23 protein-coding genes, 3 tRNA genes and 1 rRNA gene are annotated in these 13,899 nt (G+C 40.0%); 5 read left to right on the forward strand and 22 right to left on the reverse strand.

Annotated features, from left to right (window positions below; all coding sequences use genetic code 11):
• Positions 1-60: 60 nt before the first annotated feature.
• From LFYK43_RS08350 to LFYK43_RS08415, 17 genes are all read right to left on the reverse strand, one after another.
• Positions 61-510: a DUF722 domain-containing protein gene (locus LFYK43_RS08350; protein ID WP_124977307.1), complete on the reverse strand. Its 450-nt coding sequence runs from the start codon at positions 508-510 to the stop codon at positions 61-63.
• 15 nt (positions 511-525) lie between these two features.
• Positions 526-1,164, reverse strand: a complete 639-nt coding sequence (locus LFYK43_RS08355) for a hypothetical protein (RefSeq protein ID WP_124977309.1) — start codon at positions 1,162-1,164, stop codon at positions 526-528.
• 71 nt (positions 1,165-1,235) lie between these two features.
• Positions 1,236-1,643 carry a RusA family crossover junction endodeoxyribonuclease gene (locus LFYK43_RS08360; RefSeq protein WP_124977311.1) on the reverse strand — a complete coding sequence of 136 codons (408 nt, stop codon included), beginning with the start codon at positions 1,641-1,643 and terminating at the stop codon, positions 1,236-1,238.
• 9 nt (positions 1,644-1,652) lie between these two features.
• Positions 1,653-1,823: a hypothetical protein gene (locus tag LFYK43_RS12585; RefSeq protein ID WP_158609217.1), complete on the reverse strand. Its 171-nt coding sequence runs from the start codon at positions 1,821-1,823 to the stop codon at positions 1,653-1,655.
• Positions 1,820-2,599, reverse strand: coding sequence for a hypothetical protein (locus LFYK43_RS08365; RefSeq protein ID WP_124977313.1), 780 nt, complete (start codon positions 2,597-2,599; stop codon positions 1,820-1,822). The genes LFYK43_RS12585 and LFYK43_RS08365 overlap by 4 nt, the downstream gene beginning before the upstream one ends.
• A 15-nt stretch (positions 2,600-2,614) precedes the next feature.
• Positions 2,615-3,370, reverse strand: a complete 756-nt coding sequence (locus tag LFYK43_RS08370; RefSeq protein ID WP_124977352.1) for a DNA-methyltransferase — start codon at positions 3,368-3,370, stop codon at positions 2,615-2,617.
• 215 nt (positions 3,371-3,585) lie between these two features.
• Positions 3,586-4,380, reverse strand: coding sequence for an ATP-binding protein (locus LFYK43_RS08375; protein ID WP_124977315.1), 795 nt, complete (start codon positions 4,378-4,380; stop codon positions 3,586-3,588).
• Positions 4,373-5,062 carry a helix-turn-helix domain-containing protein gene (locus LFYK43_RS08380; protein WP_124977317.1) on the reverse strand — a complete coding sequence of 230 codons (690 nt, stop codon included), beginning with the start codon at positions 5,060-5,062 and terminating at the stop codon, positions 4,373-4,375. Before LFYK43_RS08380 ends, LFYK43_RS08375 begins: the two co-directional genes overlap by 8 nt.
• 17 nt (positions 5,063-5,079) lie before the next feature.
• Positions 5,080-5,511 (reverse strand): single-stranded DNA-binding protein, encoded by a 432-nt coding sequence (ssb, locus tag LFYK43_RS08385; RefSeq protein ID WP_124977319.1) that lies wholly within the window; start codon positions 5,509-5,511, stop codon positions 5,080-5,082.
• Positions 5,504-6,172 carry a putative HNHc nuclease gene (locus LFYK43_RS08390; protein WP_124977321.1) on the reverse strand — a complete coding sequence of 223 codons (669 nt, stop codon included), beginning with the start codon at positions 6,170-6,172 and terminating at the stop codon, positions 5,504-5,506. Before LFYK43_RS08390 ends, ssb begins: the two co-directional genes overlap by 8 nt.
• A 4-nt stretch (positions 6,173-6,176) precedes the next feature.
• The gene (locus LFYK43_RS08395; protein WP_124977323.1) at positions 6,177-6,821 is read right to left on the reverse strand and encodes an ERF family protein; all 645 of its coding nucleotides are present in this window, start codon (positions 6,819-6,821) and stop codon (positions 6,177-6,179) included.
• A 4-nt stretch (positions 6,822-6,825) separates the two neighbouring features.
• Complete coding sequence (locus LFYK43_RS08400) at positions 6,826-7,707, reverse strand: DUF1351 domain-containing protein (protein WP_124977325.1); 882 nt, start codon at positions 7,705-7,707, stop codon at positions 6,826-6,828.
• A gap of 274 nt (positions 7,708-7,981) precedes the next feature.
• A complete protein-coding gene (locus LFYK43_RS12590) occupies positions 7,982-8,155 on the reverse strand; it encodes a hypothetical protein (RefSeq protein ID WP_158609218.1) in 174 nt (57 codons plus the stop codon).
• A complete protein-coding gene (locus LFYK43_RS12595) occupies positions 8,142-8,279 on the reverse strand; it encodes a hypothetical protein (protein WP_158609219.1) in 138 nt (45 codons plus the stop codon). Before LFYK43_RS12595 ends, LFYK43_RS12590 begins: the two co-directional genes overlap by 14 nt.
• Positions 8,276-8,620: a DUF771 domain-containing protein gene (locus LFYK43_RS08405; RefSeq protein ID WP_124977327.1), complete on the reverse strand. Its 345-nt coding sequence runs from the start codon at positions 8,618-8,620 to the stop codon at positions 8,276-8,278. Before LFYK43_RS08405 ends, LFYK43_RS12595 begins: the two co-directional genes overlap by 4 nt.
• A 15-nt stretch (positions 8,621-8,635) precedes the next feature.
• Positions 8,636-8,893 carry a hypothetical protein gene (locus tag LFYK43_RS08410; protein ID WP_124977328.1) on the reverse strand — a complete coding sequence of 86 codons (258 nt, stop codon included), beginning with the start codon at positions 8,891-8,893 and terminating at the stop codon, positions 8,636-8,638.
• Positions 8,894-8,928: 35 nt separating this feature from the next.
• The gene (locus LFYK43_RS08415; protein ID WP_124977330.1) at positions 8,929-9,645 is read right to left on the reverse strand and encodes a phage antirepressor KilAC domain-containing protein; all 717 of its coding nucleotides are present in this window, start codon (positions 9,643-9,645) and stop codon (positions 8,929-8,931) included.
• A gap of 54 nt (positions 9,646-9,699) precedes the next feature.
• Between LFYK43_RS08415 and LFYK43_RS08420 the strand changes: the two genes are divergently transcribed.
• Positions 9,700-10,014 (forward strand): hypothetical protein, encoded by a 315-nt coding sequence (locus LFYK43_RS08420; RefSeq protein WP_124977332.1) that lies wholly within the window; start codon positions 9,700-9,702, stop codon positions 10,012-10,014.
• A gap of 99 nt (positions 10,015-10,113) precedes the next feature.
• Here LFYK43_RS08420 and LFYK43_RS08425 read toward each other — a convergent pair whose 3' ends face one another.
• On the reverse strand, positions 10,114-10,320 hold the full coding sequence (locus LFYK43_RS08425) for a helix-turn-helix domain-containing protein (protein WP_124977334.1): 207 nt from the start codon (positions 10,318-10,320) through the stop codon (positions 10,114-10,116).
• 259 nt (positions 10,321-10,579) lie between these two features.
• Here LFYK43_RS08425 and LFYK43_RS08430 point away from each other — a divergent pair, with 259 nt between their 5' ends.
• From LFYK43_RS08430 to LFYK43_RS08445, 4 genes are all read left to right on the forward strand, one after another.
• Positions 10,580-10,885 carry a helix-turn-helix domain-containing protein gene (locus LFYK43_RS08430; protein WP_124977336.1) on the forward strand — a complete coding sequence of 102 codons (306 nt, stop codon included), beginning with the start codon at positions 10,580-10,582 and terminating at the stop codon, positions 10,883-10,885.
• A 7-nt stretch (positions 10,886-10,892) separates the two neighbouring features.
• On the forward strand, positions 10,893-11,300 hold the full coding sequence (locus LFYK43_RS08435) for an ImmA/IrrE family metallo-endopeptidase (protein ID WP_124977338.1): 408 nt from the start codon (positions 10,893-10,895) through the stop codon (positions 11,298-11,300).
• A gap of 43 nt (positions 11,301-11,343) precedes the next feature.
• The gene (locus tag LFYK43_RS08440) at positions 11,344-12,150 is read left to right on the forward strand and encodes an HIRAN domain-containing protein (RefSeq protein WP_158609220.1); all 807 of its coding nucleotides are present in this window, start codon (positions 11,344-11,346) and stop codon (positions 12,148-12,150) included.
• Positions 12,151-12,252: 102 nt separating this feature from the next.
• A complete protein-coding gene (locus LFYK43_RS08445) occupies positions 12,253-13,371 on the forward strand; it encodes a site-specific integrase (RefSeq protein ID WP_124977342.1) in 1,119 nt (372 codons plus the stop codon).
• 84 nt (positions 13,372-13,455) lie between these two features.
• Here the strand turns inward: LFYK43_RS08445 and LFYK43_RS08450 are convergent.
• From LFYK43_RS08450 to rrf, 4 genes are all read right to left on the reverse strand, one after another.
• Positions 13,456-13,528, reverse strand: a tRNA-Thr gene (locus LFYK43_RS08450).
• Between the two features lie 19 nt (positions 13,529-13,547).
• Positions 13,548-13,619: transfer RNA gene (locus tag LFYK43_RS08455), tRNA-Glu, on the reverse strand.
• A 28-nt stretch (positions 13,620-13,647) separates the two neighbouring features.
• Positions 13,648-13,720: transfer RNA gene (locus LFYK43_RS08460), tRNA-Asn, on the reverse strand.
• 9 nt (positions 13,721-13,729) lie between these two features.
• Positions 13,730-13,846: ribosomal RNA gene (gene rrf / locus LFYK43_RS08465) — 5S ribosomal RNA — on the reverse strand.
• Positions 13,847-13,899 lie beyond the last annotated feature (53 nt).

Genomic DNA, 13,899 nt, shown 5'->3' on the forward strand with positions numbered 1-13,899 from the left:
AATTTTCTATACTACCATTTTATAATTTTAAAGCCTTAAAAACGGCACTCTTTCGGAAGTTTAGCTTGTTTTTATACCTAGTTCTTTTGCTAGTTCTTCGAAGAAAGCTTCTCTCCGATTTCTAGCTTGTCTCACTGACAGATGGCACTCCATTGCAACTCCTTCTAGCGAATAGCGTTGAAGATCAGTAATATATAACTCGTAGATGATATCGTAAGTTATCTGATCAAGTAGCCCGACGCCTTCATAGGTTGCACATTTTTTCAAACACTTCTCTACTGCGTGAGCATGTTCTTCTAAAACTCTAAGCCTCTTATCCATAGCCAACGTTATAACCATTTTTTCGCCAGACTCATCTCTCTTTCCTTGCTGTCTGCCACCACCGATATTCTCATCAACTTCTTCTTGATGCCGATAGATGATTTCTTGTCGCCTGTCTGAAATGTACTTGCTTGTATTCGGATAATCTCTAATGATTTCTGCTAAGTAATTAAATACACTCCGTTTCACCTGCCGTTACCTCCCTTAAACTTTCTGCATCTCCCTGCGATAGTCGAAACCACTCAATATTCTCATTCCACGCCAGCCGTCCTTCTTTGCTTTGATTTTATGAATCTTACTCTTGGTAAAGTTGAGCGTGGCTGAACATTCGTCTGCGGTTCTATACTCTCTAGTCTTGCCTTGGTAGATGACAACATAGGTTAGTTTCTGCCTGCGCACGGTCTCCGCTAGATCGTCTAAACCGTATCGGGTAACCCAAGTGGCGATGGTCGTTCTCGATACTTCATATTTCTTAGCCAAGCTCTGATAGACTACTCCGCTAGCTATTAGAGATTCAATCTCATCACGTGGTGGCATTTCGATTTTAATGTTGAAGTTTCTCCGGTTGATTATCGGTGGCGCATCATCTAGCAGCTTGTTTCTCTTGAGATAATTCAGTCTGCCGTGAACCAAGCTCATGTTTATATCTAGCATTTCAGATATATATTTCTGTCCCTCTCCTGCCATACGTAGATCGTAGATTTTTCGATTAAGTTCACTTTCGAAGAATGCAGATACTGAACTGTCATCATGCTGCTTGATCCATAACTGGCAAAGCATAAGTTTCGGATCAGCACAAGCCTTCTTGTTTTGCCCCCAACCATATCCATACTTGCTATCCATGTATCTCATCGTTTTCTGTATTCTGTCTCTCATCTCAAATCTAATGCGATGGTCGTTTTCTCCGTGCCTAATCAACTGATTTCCTCCAATTCGATTTCAATTCGTGGATGTTCTGCATAACATTTATGAGCAACCAAATCAACGATTTGTGCATCATCTCGCCATAGAATGCCGTTTAATCCGTCTAGTGTTGATTTAATGTAATTGTCAACATCCGGTTTAACAATCGGTCTGATAATGCCTGTTATCCGTCTAGCATGTTCTTTCTTGCTAATGCTTTTCTGTACCGCCCGATAGAACCAGATTTCAATTCTCAAAGCATCTTGTAGTGGCTCGACATGCTCAGCTTGAGCTAACAGACGTAGCCCTTTCTTAAATTCGGCTGTTTTCTTTGGATCATACAAGCGGATACCCTGCCCCATCCTTGTTGCTCTAGGTCTTGCTTGAGCTACCGGACTAATATCAAACTGTAATTTCATCACTATGCCTCACTCGTCCTTTGACAAAACTAGCGGCATCATCGTGTTTAGCACCCAATAGAGCACGATGCTTAGCGCTACAACAGCGCCTGTCTTACCGCCTAAATCAATCAAGCTCCAAGCTACCCAAGACGCTAGCCCGACCAGCAATAAAGCTGGAATATATCTAATTAGTTTCATTCCTGTACCTCAACTTTCTCGAACAAATCCCCGTCCAAGCCGTATTGCTTGAACTCTGCGGCGGTGAATTGGCAATCTGGGTCATCATCGTCGGGTTCTGCTCCCCAGCCCAATGTGCCACCGTATTGTTTGAAATAAAACATTTCCTCATGTTCCAGCTTGTACACCTTCACATTCCATCTCGGCTCTGGCAGAACCTCAATCAGACTAGGATCAGCCCAAGCACGAGCAAACTCCAGCTCGAACTCTGGTGTGGATGCGTTTGTGTGGTCGTAGATGCGCTCGTATAAAGCTCCACATGTGTCTTGAATCTCAGTCAATGCATTATAAAGCGACATTTCTTTGTCCAATTTATCAAACTCCGCCTTTTCTGCTGTGGTCATGCGGACTTTCGGATAAAGCGGTGACTTGGGGATGCTTAGACTAGCTGGTAGAAATTGTTCATGGGCATATTTTTCACCATTTTTGTCATGGTAAATAAAACTAGTGCGTCCATAGTTTGTTTCCCAATGTACTTCTTCCAAATCTTCATCCTTGATCGTTACATAATCTTCGTTTTCCATTTTCTCATCCTCCATTAACTCGCTGACTTCGATAATTTCCTTGGTTTCAGTTGGGCCAATATACAAGCCGTAATCTTCTTCCAGGTCGTCATCTTCTTCATCGTAATAAACAATTTCTGGTTCATTTCTGACGTCCCACATAAAATCAATTCCTAGCTTATCTATCAGCCAGTCCCACTGCTCTTGCGTGCGTCCTCGGTAATATTTGGTCATTTAGTTCACGCTCCTTTAAAGTGCTAATAATGACATTTCCGCATGATTTAACATTTTTTCGTTAGCTAACTTGAATGTGTCTTTCTTAATTTCAAATCCATATGCACTGCGATTAAGCTCGCATGCAGCTCGCAAAGTTGAACCACTACCAGCAACAGGGTCAATTACTACGTCCCCCGGATCCGTAAATATTTCTATCAATCGTTTCAAGACTGGCACAGGTTTTTGCGTTGGGTGAATTTTCGGGTAGGTGTTATCAGTATCCCAATGGAACCAATTGCGAACCATCATGCCGTCATTGTTAAATTTAGGCAGTTTGTCTCGATACAAAACTAATGCGTACTCAGTTGCTCCTACAATCTTCATGTTTGCTTTAAGAACTTGCGCACTTGATTTCTTGATAAACACCAGCGGAATGTAGTGTTTAAAACCGTAACGCTCACCATATTCAATTACCATCTGTAATTGTTGAAAGGCGCAAAACACAATCATTGCCGGTGCTTTTCCTTTGCCTTTTGGTTCGTTAACCAACATACGAGAGCAAAAGTGCATATACTCAGCAATTCTAAAATCAACATCAGTGTCGAAGAAAGCTGCATTAGCTTTCTTACTTTCACCTTTCTCAATCTCGCCATCGTTGTACCATTCAGGCGAACTTGCATAAGCGTTATTAGCCAAGTTGTAGGGAATGTCTGCAATAACTAGTTGTGCTTTAGGTATTCCATATCGTTTAAAATTTTGGAAGTGATCGTTGAATAATTCTACTTTCATTGTTTTAGGCCTATACTTTTCTATATAGCTATCTTTTGTATTATCCAATTACAGCAGCCCCCTTTTCAGCAATTCGTTTCTGCAACTTAGCTCGCATAGCTGCGACATCAAACTCTTTGTGGCTCTTTCCTTTGCATTCTGGACACTGAACAGCTTTTGCAAATCCGCAATCAGTCTGTAGCCAGATGCTGCCGACATTCTCACATGTAGAACACTCAATCGACATTGCGTACATCTCCCATCTTGTTAAACGTGATACGGTGACTAGTCTTGCCAGGCTTAGGGAACAGTCTGCTGACAATCTTGCCATCGTACATCGTATTGATCTCTTGCTGATTGTTGTTAGTCGTGATAATAGTGATATGTCCAGCAGTGTTGCTGTTGAACTTGCACCGTGCATTGGCGATCCGATACATGAAGTCTTGCATATCTTTTCTGACCACTCTAGCCTTGCCTTCAACTTGTCCGCCTTCCGTACCAAAGTCATCTAGTAACAACACATCTACCTTCTTCATTGATTTTTCTATTCTCTGTAGTTTTGCTTTTACATCTGGAAAGTCGTATTGATTGCTAATCAATCCAGCCAACTCTGCAGTTGATACAAACATGATTGACTTGTCAGCTTTCTGTAGCTTATCCAGCATCGCCATCGCTAGTGATGTTTTGCCAACTCTAGGGTCGCCTAGCAAAATCACATTGAACTGTTTAATTTTAAGTTGCTCAGCGTAAATAAATGCTTGTTTGCCGATTTCTCTAGCCAGTTGACTATCTTTCTGCTTGCTAGGGTTCCATTGCTCAAAAGTAAAGTGCAGCTCGTCACCAGCCCAAACTGAATTGTTGTAGTAGAAAGTAGCTTGTTCTTCACGCAACTTTTGATGAGCATAATCAATAGTTCTACGCTCAAGGTCAGCTTTACTCGGCAAGCTATTTAGATCAACATTCTTTGCCTTAGCAAGCTCTACAATTTTTCTTTGGTCGAAAGCTTGCTTCAATGATTTAAACTCACTCATAGAATCTCTCCTGCGGTTTCTGTTCAACTTCTAGCTGGTCGTCAAACCTTCCGTTAAACCATGTAGCTCCATTCATTGGCTGTTTCCATGAATTAGCAGCTAGATGCTTTTTATACAGCTCAAGCTTTTCAAACAGATACTCATTTGTATTTTTTGAAGATTTCTTTCTCCAAGCTTTATAGTGATTAAACGCTTGTTGCTTACCCTTCTTATTTGGGTATTGATTCCAAATTTCTTCAAACTCACTTGCCAATGAGCGTGGTGCAATGACAATTGCACTATTCTCTTTTCTTTCTGTTAGTATTTCTTCTAGTTGATTATTCTTTAAGTTAGTATTTCTTAGTGTTGTATTAACCTGTGTAGGATTTTTCAACATAGGTTCATTCAACATAGGTTTGTCAGTCAGTATCCATTCTGAATCCGTTACTTGTCCCTTACCATTTCTGACTCGTTTTCTTTTAAGATAGCCAACAGTTTCAAGCTCTTTTAAGCCGCTTCTTAAAGAATCTCTTCCATCTGCAGAATGCTTAGCTATTTCTGTCTCATAAAAGTTCCAATCATCAGCTTGACTCCAGAGATAGGCGAATATTCCACGCGCTTTCCAGCTCAACTTGTCATCTCTGATTACTTTGTTATCAATTGTTGTGAAACCTTTCTGGCGCTGTTTAATAATCTTGGTCATTGTAATCACTCCTTAAATCAGAAGGGTAAATCGTCATCTTGAATATCAATCTGTTGCCCATCATTTTTTAATTGGTCATTATATCCGCCATCGTCAACGTCCTGCTGATTTTGCGGATCTGGTCTATCCTGTTTTGGTTCAAGTAGAGAAAAGTTTTCAGCCACAACCTCGGTGATATAGACACGCTGTCCTCGCTGATTCTCATAATTTCGCGTTTGAATTCGCCCATCAATGGCAACTAATGAACCTTTGTGAGTAAAATTAGCAAAGTTTTCAGCTGTCTTTCTCCAGATGACACAACGAATAAAATCTGTCTCTCTTTGCCCGTCATGGTTCGTAAACGGGCGATCAACCGCCAAATTGAATGTTGCAACTGCAGCTCCACTACCTGTATATCTCATATCTGCATCTTTCGTTAATCTTCCAACTAAAACTGTTCTATTAATCATCTTTATCTATCCTTCCTAAATGCAATTGTTTAGCTATTTCTTCGGTTACCTTTATCGGTTTGATATGGTAATACTCAGTGAACTTCTCAGCTCCCATCGAATGTTGAGTGACGTGGTGCAGTCGGCAAAGTGTGTTGATATACATGCCAACATGGTTGATGTGATTTCTATTTCTGCCGCTTCCGACTGCCGTGTAGTGAGCAATATCAGCAGGCTTACCGCAGATCACACATCGCTTGTTTTTCAGGCACAACATTTGTTTCGGAAAATCAGAAGGTATGCTGTCCCAGGTCTTAGATTTGAACGGAATATCTTCTTCGAACAGAAAATTAAGTATCTCCAGAATCATGTGATTTGCAATGGTGATACTGCAATCTGATAGGCTGAAACTGTCTATCCCAAAGTGCAGCTTGACCATATACTTAAATCGCTGTTCCCACTCATCGGGAATGTCGCCAGTGTAATCACAAAGATCGTTTATCAGCGCCCAAATCTTTTTCAGTTGGGCTGGACTTCTCCGCCTGTTGTCGGCTATTTCTAGCTTGATTGTGGGCTTTTGATTGTCTGCTAATCTACTTATACTCTGGGTGCTTAAAACGTCATCTAGCGCTATTTCTAGGCGATTACCGCTGACACTTTCAAGCGTGCCATAGACATCCATTAGATCATCCCTTTGACTGCAGCATATTCTTGAGTTCGGTAATCATGATGTCTTGCTTGCCAACCTCACTTGCCTTAACGTACTCAGGCTTTTGCTTGGTAATGTTAATCAAGCTTTTTTGAACTTCTTGCGTTGAAGCATTTAGTTTTTCAGCTACCTGTTTTAGCAACTTCTGGAATTCAAGCAATCTCCCTTTTGGACTGTTTTGTTGTTTAGGTGCTTGCTGCTTCTGGTAATTTTGATGTGGTTTGTTGCTTGGTGAAGCCTGGTTGCCGTCATCATCCTTATCACTTGAGATACCAAACAGCGCTGATAGTTGGTATCTTTTGGCGTAGGTGATAGCTGAACCGTACCCTTGCGGATTACTCTTTTCTGGCTTGAGTGATAGAAGCCCAGTCTCAAGATACTGCCCTGACTTGTGAGTTAGGATTGTCTTGACCCCGACATTACCATGTTCATCGTTAGCCACAACTTGGCTGTACGACAAGCCTGTCCCTTTAAGTCCCTGGTCAATCGACTTCATCACACCTTCTAAAGTTACGTATCCTTGCTTGAAAAATGGATTGTTAGCATCCTTTGTCGGCTGTTGCAATTGTGATCTAAACAACATCAACCCATTGAAAATTTCGTTTACTTCATCACTATGCATTTGATTACCCCTTTACAATTACAGTTTCACGTTCACTGTTATCCAGAATCTGAATACCCATTGCCATGATGTAACGAGCTAGGCCGTCAATCTGTTCTTTTGAACCTTGCAGTGTGAAAGAAACCTTCTGCTCTTCTCGGACAGTTTCGCCAGTTTCTTTGTCGAAAGCTTTGCCATTGACTTCAACCGTATTCTCTTTTTGTTTCTCAATCTCAGCTTGTTTAGCAGCCTTTTGTGCTTCTTTTCGATGCTCTTCATACTCAACATCAGCATCAATTTGTTTCATAACTTCCAGCGGATCGAATGTTTCTGCTAGACGTTTGTATGGTTCAAACGACAAGCCTTTGTCTTCGCAATATTTCTGGACCATTGCCAACTGCTCGTGGCGCCGCTTGACAAAGTTCATCTCTCCAGCGATTTCATCAAGCAGCTTTTTGTGTGAGATTGACTTCGTGGCCCATCGACTCTTCATTTCAATCTCGCCAGGCTCAACACCATAGTTAGGAGCCATTTCAGTGATAGTTTGTTCAACCTTCTTAGTACGTTCAGCCGTCTGCAGCTCTTCCATCTCATGGATGCCATCATCAATACCAGCCATTGCATCGTGTAAGTTGCTGTCCCACTGTTTGATCTTTGTTTCGAACTCTTTGAGTGGCTGATTGTAGCCCTTCTTGATTTCCTTGCGTCTGTCGTTGATTGCCTTGGATAACTTGTTGAGATCAGCGCGAGCCTTTTTTGCATCTGGCAGCGTCTCATCGGTTACCACCAGGCCGTTATATTTCTTGGAATACAGTTCAATTGCTTGAGCCAAATCTTGCTCATTTTCGACAGTGATTTTTGGAGCTTGATACTCAACAGAAAAATCTTTCAACATTAATTCGTTCATCTGCTACCTCCAGTGGTATACTAGCCTTGGCACTATATTTAGTACCTATTTGCCCTGTGAATTACTTCTACTGATAGTCACGAACCCCATTCGTGGCTATTTTTTTGCACTTAGATCTAAAAGTAAATCTGCTTCTTCTTGTTTTCCTTGCAGAAACAACAATGCTGCTAACTCCTTCATCGTTCTCACTCCTTTCTATCTGCATAATTCGATCAGCAGAATTAAGATAGTTCCCCAAATCGGTAATGTCAGAAATATCGCTGTAAAACAGCCTTTAAAGAAGTCCATTGCTCAACTTCCTTTCTTTATCAAGCATCGAAACAAGCTTCTGATACGCTTTCGGCTCTGCATAACGGTCGGTTTGCGATAACACATATTCCAGCAACTCAACCGTGCGATGCTCTGTTTTTGCTTTCTTGACGACAGCATTTAGATCACTCCCATTCATCTTGCTCATCCTGTTCTTTGAACGTTTTTAATGCAGCCTTTAAGCCAAATGCACAGCTGGTTAAAACTAGGACTAAAGCGACAATCTCAACAACAACTTGAATCACATAAGCCAATTTATTCATCCCTTCGGTAGTTGCTTGTTAAAGTCAATACGGTAAATGTTATCTGACATCCATTTACAGGCCTTGTCGGCAAAGATAATCGTCTTGTGTCCTTTGCCTTGCCCGATAATCGCCCAGCCTTTATTGCCTTTGACCTCAATCTCGTCTCTGAATTTGGTTAGCACATACAATCGAACCCAATCGGCAGACTTGCCACAACAGCATTGCTTGCGGAATGTTTCTAAGTTCCATGTCTTGCCTTGTATAGAGTTCGCTTTGAGCTCTTCCAGATAGGCTTTATCAACGATTACCTTGTCATCGGGTATCTGGATAGTTACTGTTGCAGATAACTGTTGTGGCATGCAATCAGCCCCTTTTTAAACTCCATCAAGATACATGTTTTCGGCTGTTTCAGCTTGCTCATCCATCAAATCGAACTGAAAGTTGTCAATATCGAATTTACTAAAATCAAAACGATCACATATTTTTTGCCACAATTTAGAACTGATTATTGACACGTTTGCTTTGGGATAACGATTGGTAAACAACTCAAGAGCTCCTTTGCTCGATGAAAAGAATTCAAGTTGCCCATTCCTAACATCTAAAGCTTGATAAACATTTCCTTTTGATTTCATTTTTATTTTTCCTTTCCGTGTTGCTTTTCATTCAGCTAAGCTTCTTTTTCAGCCAAAAACTTGTTGATAAAGTACTGCTGCCCTTTACCAGTAACCTTGGGTGTTTTATTTACAGTCACATGTCCATCCGAATGAGTGATTGATGTTTCTTTGATTCTGAATAGCCCTAATTCCATTGATCGTTGAGTTGGCATGTTATAACTGGTACCTTTGCGACTAATCAAGTAGCCCCCATCTCGTAGAATTTGGAACAGCCTATTCTGACCGATGTTCACTCCATTGCCACGCAGTACCTTTGCTAAGTCGCCAATTAAGATGGTCGTCTTGCTTGCTGAAACAGAATCAGCGAATAGTGCTTTAGGCTTCATTGATTCATTTTCTATTTTGAGTTGAGCATTCTCATCTTGGAGAATCGTATAGCCACGTTTAACAACTTCCATCGGATCGTTCCACTTGCGTTCAAGCTCGATAAAGTACTTGCGGTAAATTTTTCCTTGAGTTGTATGTGACATCATACAAAGCTGTTTTGCCATGTCGATAGTTAGTGCATAGTCCTTAACTGGCTTGATAGCGCCATTTCCAACAACTGCACCTGAAAGTGAAGTTGTAAAATCTTCACCTTCTTCGAAATCTCTAAAACTTTGCTTTACCCAATCAGTGAAATGCTTTTTTAATTCAAGCCCTTTATGCAACTCTCTTGCTGACACAAGTTGCTGATCATTTTGGACTGTTACTTGTATGAGTTCGTTCATTCAAATCTTCCTTTCTATATTTGCGGTATAATGATTTAAAAACGAGGTATGATTATGCTTTCTAAAGAGCAAGTTTCTTTGCTTCAAAAGATTAAAAATCAAGAAATAAAGTCGTTTAAAGATGAATACAATTCAAACGAAATGCTCCAAGATCTTGTAAAAGATAAATATGTTTCTTATAGAATGGGCGTTAAGGATGCCGCTTTTTATATAGAAGAATATTTTTTGACCCCTTTGGGAATTAATGAGTTGTCTTTGTCAACAGAAAAAAGAAATTATAATTCTGTAACGCTTGCTGTTAGTCTTGTTTCAGGAGCATTAGGGTCAATCATTGGTGCTTTAGTGACTTATTTACTCATGAAGCAATAAACAAGAAGGCTGCCTAATGTTCCACCTATAAATCCACAGAACAAATTTAAAATAAATAATTTCATGATAAATTTTATTTTTATTGTCATTACCGCCTTCCTATTCCATGCCTAAGATTAAATAGATTTTCTTGCGAATCTTCTTTGAGTTCGGTGTCGTGTCTCCAGAAATTGCACGATTAGTTTGCTGAACTCCTTCATGAAGAAGATTAGCTAGCTCTTTCTGAGACAGACCACGTTCAATCAATTTTGTCTTGATTGCTCGTTTAACATTCTCTGCTGCATCTTCTAACTGTTGCTCGACCATCTTTGTCACCACCTTTCTGTTATTTTTCTATCAAGTTATTGACTTTTTTACAGTTAGACTGTAAACTAAAAGCATACTTAATAAGCAAAAGAAAACCACTATTTTCAAGTTCTTGCTCGCCAAAGCCTATCTTGAATTAGTTATCTTTCTTGTTGCCTGAATTACTTGATGAGTTAATGATAACAGTCTATCTGTAAAAATACAAGTATTTTACAGAAAAAACTGTAATTTTAATTCGTCGTGTGGGAGGAATGCCTATATGACGGTCTATGAGAACATAAAAAAATATTCTAAAATGCGTGGATTAAACTTGCAGCAAGTTGCAGAAAAAGCTGGTTTGAGTAAAAACATGCTTTATCAGTATAAGAATATGAATCCAAAGGTTGAAACTTTAGACAAGATTGCTAAAGTGTTGAATGTTACTAAAGAAGATTTATTAGGGAGCGAGAATGGTAAACCTAAACACATTGATCTAGCGGATGACGATCTATTTATGACGTACCAGGGGAAACCTTTATCTGATGAAGATAAAGAATTGATTAAGCGGATTCTTCGGGGGAAGTAATTGATATATGAACGAACTCATTAAATATCTGTTGAATATCGCATTTGATAACGGCATCAGTATTGTTTGGACAGATCAACTGGCAGCAGACAAGCCTTCTTGTGCTATGCCTAATCAGAATGCAATTGTGATTAACGATAGGTGGCACAATCGGGATGAGATACCTTTTCAACTGGCTCACGAAATCGGGCACATGCTAAATGGAGATGAAGGAGCATTGTATTACTGCTCCCCTGCTGCTCACACTAAAGTTGAATGTGGAGCAAATGACAAGGCTATTGATCTTATGCTTGATTATTGTGCCGTGAATGATGAATCAACAGACAACTATGCAGACTTTATGTATTATTACGGTATACCTAGTTCATTGGAAGAAAACGTTAAACGAAGGTATACTATTTATTTTAATCTTTAAGGGAACAAATGTTTTGAAAATAAATTTTTTTGGGGGAAATACAATGGCAAAATCATGCGAGATTTGCGGTAAGCAACTAGGACTATTTAGTGTTAAGTATAAAATATTTGATGACAAGATAATTTGTTCTAATTGCAAAAAAGATAGTGGAGTAACGGAAAATTTAGATTGGGAAACCGCTGAAGTGCTTGCTACTGATATGAATAATGATGTTGGAGAACAATATCTTATAAAAATAGGCTCAGATTTATCTAAGAAACATAGGATGGAGGTTGAGGAACAGAAAGAAGTAGAAAAAAAGCAGCAAGAAGATCGTCTTAATGCTGCACGTGAAACACTTCAAAAAGCAAAGGAACGTGAAGAAAGGCAGTTAATTGCAGCTTTTAAAGTAGCAGGCATCTCAAACTACGATATAAATAAAGCAGTGAACTACGCAAAACGGCAAGACCTTTTTGAACCTTATGACGGATACACAGCGAGTGATATTAAAGAAATGCCTTATTCTGAATTTTATGAAGTAGATTTTTCTAATTGCGTGGATAAAGTTAATTTAGTTGCCGAGCCCGAAAACAAGTATGACAAGAATGCCATTAGAGTTGAAATAACAATTAAAGAAAAAAGATTTATGATTGGTTATGTTCCGAAAAAAAGGAATGAAGAAATTAAAAAAATTATTGATGAATATTCTTCTAAAGCCTCACAGCTTAGCGTTGATTATGAGTTGACAGGTGGAAAGTTCAAAATTGCTGAAGAAGATGATATGGACTTTTCTGATAATCCAAAATTAAAAATTGCGGTTAATAACCTGAACTATGGTTTCAACATTCGCTTGCTTGATTTAAGTAAATAAAAAACACATCCCCCACCGACCAAAGTTAAGGATGTGCATTGAATCTAATTGAGTGGACAAGTATGTCCTTTTGTTATCATAACATAGAAAGGAATGAATAGAATGGCTAGTTATAAAAAAGTTGGTAGTAAATGGAAAGCCACGATCTCTTGGCGATTATCTGATGGCAAGCTAAAGCAGAAGTCTAAGAATGGCTTTGACACGAAGGTAGCTGCTAAAGATTGGGCGACAGAACTAGAATACCAGCTGAAACATGGTGCGAACATGGAGCGTGAGATAACCTTCCCCGCTTACTTTGATGAGTGGTTTAAGCTGTACAAAGAAAGTAAGATTACAGCTACCACGGCCAGCAGATATAAAATGATTGCTAGAGAGCTACATCGACATTTTGAGCGTGTAGATATTAAAAAGATGGATCGTCGCAAGTATCAGAAGTTTATAAATGAATACGGTCAAGGTCACGCTCCAGATACGGTTAAAAAACTCAATTCAATTGTTAGATCTTGCGTTAAATCGGCTGTCTTTGATGATCTAATCTCTAAGGATTTCACTCAGAACGTTACTTTGACATGGAATGAAGATAGAGTTCGCAAAGTTGAGTATCTGAACTTAGCTGAGATTAAACAACTGCTAGATTGCGCTAAGTCAAATCTCAATCCTCACTTCACCAGTCGGTACATGATTGTGACAGCAATCTATACAGGTATGCGTATCGGAGAGATTGCTGCTCTCACGTGGAAAGACATCAACTTCAACTGGAAAACAATCACCATCAACAAAGCGTGGGATGAGCATACTAGAAAATTTAAGAAAGCTAAGACTGAATCATCTAATCGAATTATCCGAGTAAATGACGACCTGCTAAATTGTCTGGGACAACTAAAGGACAACAATACAGAAATGGTATTCAAGAACCAGTATGGTACTATCCCCACTTCTGGGGCCTCAAACAAGACGCTCAGACAACTTTTAGCTGAATGCCAAATAAATAGACGTGGCTTTCACTTCCATTCGCTACGACACTCACATGTGGCTTACCTGCTATCTCAAGGTGTAGACTTATATGCAATCAGCAAACGGCTTGGCCACTCTGATATGACAACTACATCCAAGAAGTACGCCTATCTAATTGACGAATACAAAGCCAAGTCTGACGATCATATTGAAGAGTTGCTGGAAAATCTTGGCAATAAAAAAAGCTCCTCAAACCTTGCAGAATGAGAAGCAATTTTCGTTATTTAATTTCTCTGTTGTCCAAATGTTGTCCAATGAACGCTGAAACCCTATTGGCATAAGCATCCTTAATGCCGGCTGCAGGAGTCGAACCTGTGACCCTCGGTTTACGATACCGATGCTCTACCAACTGAGCTAAGCCGGCAAAACTACTTTAGTTGAACTGACCCGTACGGGATTTGAACCCATGTTACCGCCGTGAAAGGGCGGTGTCTTAACCACTTGACCAACGGGTCAAAAAATAGTGCCTAACACTATTAAGTACTCCGGCAGGCGGACTCGAACCGTCGACACCCTGATTAACAGTCAGATGCTCTACCAACTGAGCTATGCCGGAATAAACTTAGCGCGGCAGCGCCCTACCCTCACAGGGGGCGATCCCCCAACTACTCGTGGCGTAACGAAGCTTAACTTCTGTGTTCGGCATGGGAACAGGTGTAGCCTTCGTGCAATCGCCACCGCACTATTTTTCTTTGAGAAGATCCATCCTCTCAAAACTGAACAACATTTCTTCTT

The sequence above is a fragment of the Ligilactobacillus salitolerans genome, from assembly GCF_003864415.1.
Lineage (GTDB): Bacteria > Bacillota > Bacilli > Lactobacillales > Lactobacillaceae > Ligilactobacillus > Ligilactobacillus salitolerans.

Coding starts and splice junctions, on each gene's coding strand:
- LFYK43_RS08370 (WP_124977352.1), bottom strand. CDS start 3,370: ATGAAAGTAGAATTATTCAACGATCACTTCCAAAATTTTAAACGATAT.
- LFYK43_RS08420 (WP_124977332.1), top strand. CDS start 9,700: ATGCTTTCTAAAGAGCAAGTTTCTTTGCTTCAAAAGATTAAAAATCAA.
- ssb (WP_124977319.1), bottom strand. CDS start 5,511: ATGATTAATAGAACAGTTTTAGTTGGAAGATTAACGAAAGATGCAGAT.
- LFYK43_RS08355 (WP_124977309.1), bottom strand. CDS start 1,164: ATGGATAGCAAGTATGGATATGGTTGGGGGCAAAACAAGAAGGCTTGT.
- LFYK43_RS08430 (WP_124977336.1), top strand. CDS start 10,580: ATGACGGTCTATGAGAACATAAAAAAATATTCTAAAATGCGTGGATTA.
- LFYK43_RS08410 (WP_124977328.1), bottom strand. CDS start 8,893: ATGAAATCAAAAGGAAATGTTTATCAAGCTTTAGATGTTAGGAATGGG.
- LFYK43_RS08425 (WP_124977334.1), bottom strand. CDS start 10,320: ATGGTCGAGCAACAGTTAGAAGATGCAGCAGAGAATGTTAAACGAGCA.
- LFYK43_RS12585 (WP_158609217.1), bottom strand. CDS start 1,823: ATGAAACTAATTAGATATATTCCAGCTTTATTGCTGGTCGGGCTAGCG.
- LFYK43_RS08400 (WP_124977325.1), bottom strand. CDS start 7,707: ATGAACGAATTAATGTTGAAAGATTTTTCTGTTGAGTATCAAGCTCCA.
- LFYK43_RS08415 (WP_124977330.1), bottom strand. CDS start 9,645: ATGAACGAACTCATACAAGTAACAGTCCAAAATGATCAGCAACTTGTG.
- LFYK43_RS12590 (WP_158609218.1), bottom strand. CDS start 8,155: ATGAATGGGAGTGATCTAAATGCTGTCGTCAAGAAAGCAAAAACAGAG.
- LFYK43_RS08445 (WP_124977342.1), top strand. CDS start 12,253: ATGGCTAGTTATAAAAAAGTTGGTAGTAAATGGAAAGCCACGATCTCT.
- LFYK43_RS08360 (WP_124977311.1), bottom strand. CDS start 1,643: ATGAAATTACAGTTTGATATTAGTCCGGTAGCTCAAGCAAGACCTAGA.
- LFYK43_RS08405 (WP_124977327.1), bottom strand. CDS start 8,620: ATGCCACAACAGTTATCTGCAACAGTAACTATCCAGATACCCGATGAC.
- LFYK43_RS08440 (WP_158609220.1), top strand. CDS start 11,344: ATGGCAAAATCATGCGAGATTTGCGGTAAGCAACTAGGACTATTTAGT.
- LFYK43_RS08435 (WP_124977338.1), top strand. CDS start 10,893: ATGAACGAACTCATTAAATATCTGTTGAATATCGCATTTGATAACGGC.
- LFYK43_RS12595 (WP_158609219.1), bottom strand. CDS start 8,279: ATGAATAAATTGGCTTATGTGATTCAAGTTGTTGTTGAGATTGTCGCT.
- LFYK43_RS08395 (WP_124977323.1), bottom strand. CDS start 6,821: ATGCATAGTGATGAAGTAAACGAAATTTTCAATGGGTTGATGTTGTTT.
- LFYK43_RS08375 (WP_124977315.1), bottom strand. CDS start 4,380: ATGAGTGAGTTTAAATCATTGAAGCAAGCTTTCGACCAAAGAAAAATT.
- LFYK43_RS08365 (WP_124977313.1), bottom strand. CDS start 2,599: ATGACCAAATATTACCGAGGACGCACGCAAGAGCAGTGGGACTGGCTG.
- LFYK43_RS08390 (WP_124977321.1), bottom strand. CDS start 6,172: ATGGATGTCTATGGCACGCTTGAAAGTGTCAGCGGTAATCGCCTAGAA.
- LFYK43_RS08380 (WP_124977317.1), bottom strand. CDS start 5,062: ATGACCAAGATTATTAAACAGCGCCAGAAAGGTTTCACAACAATTGAT.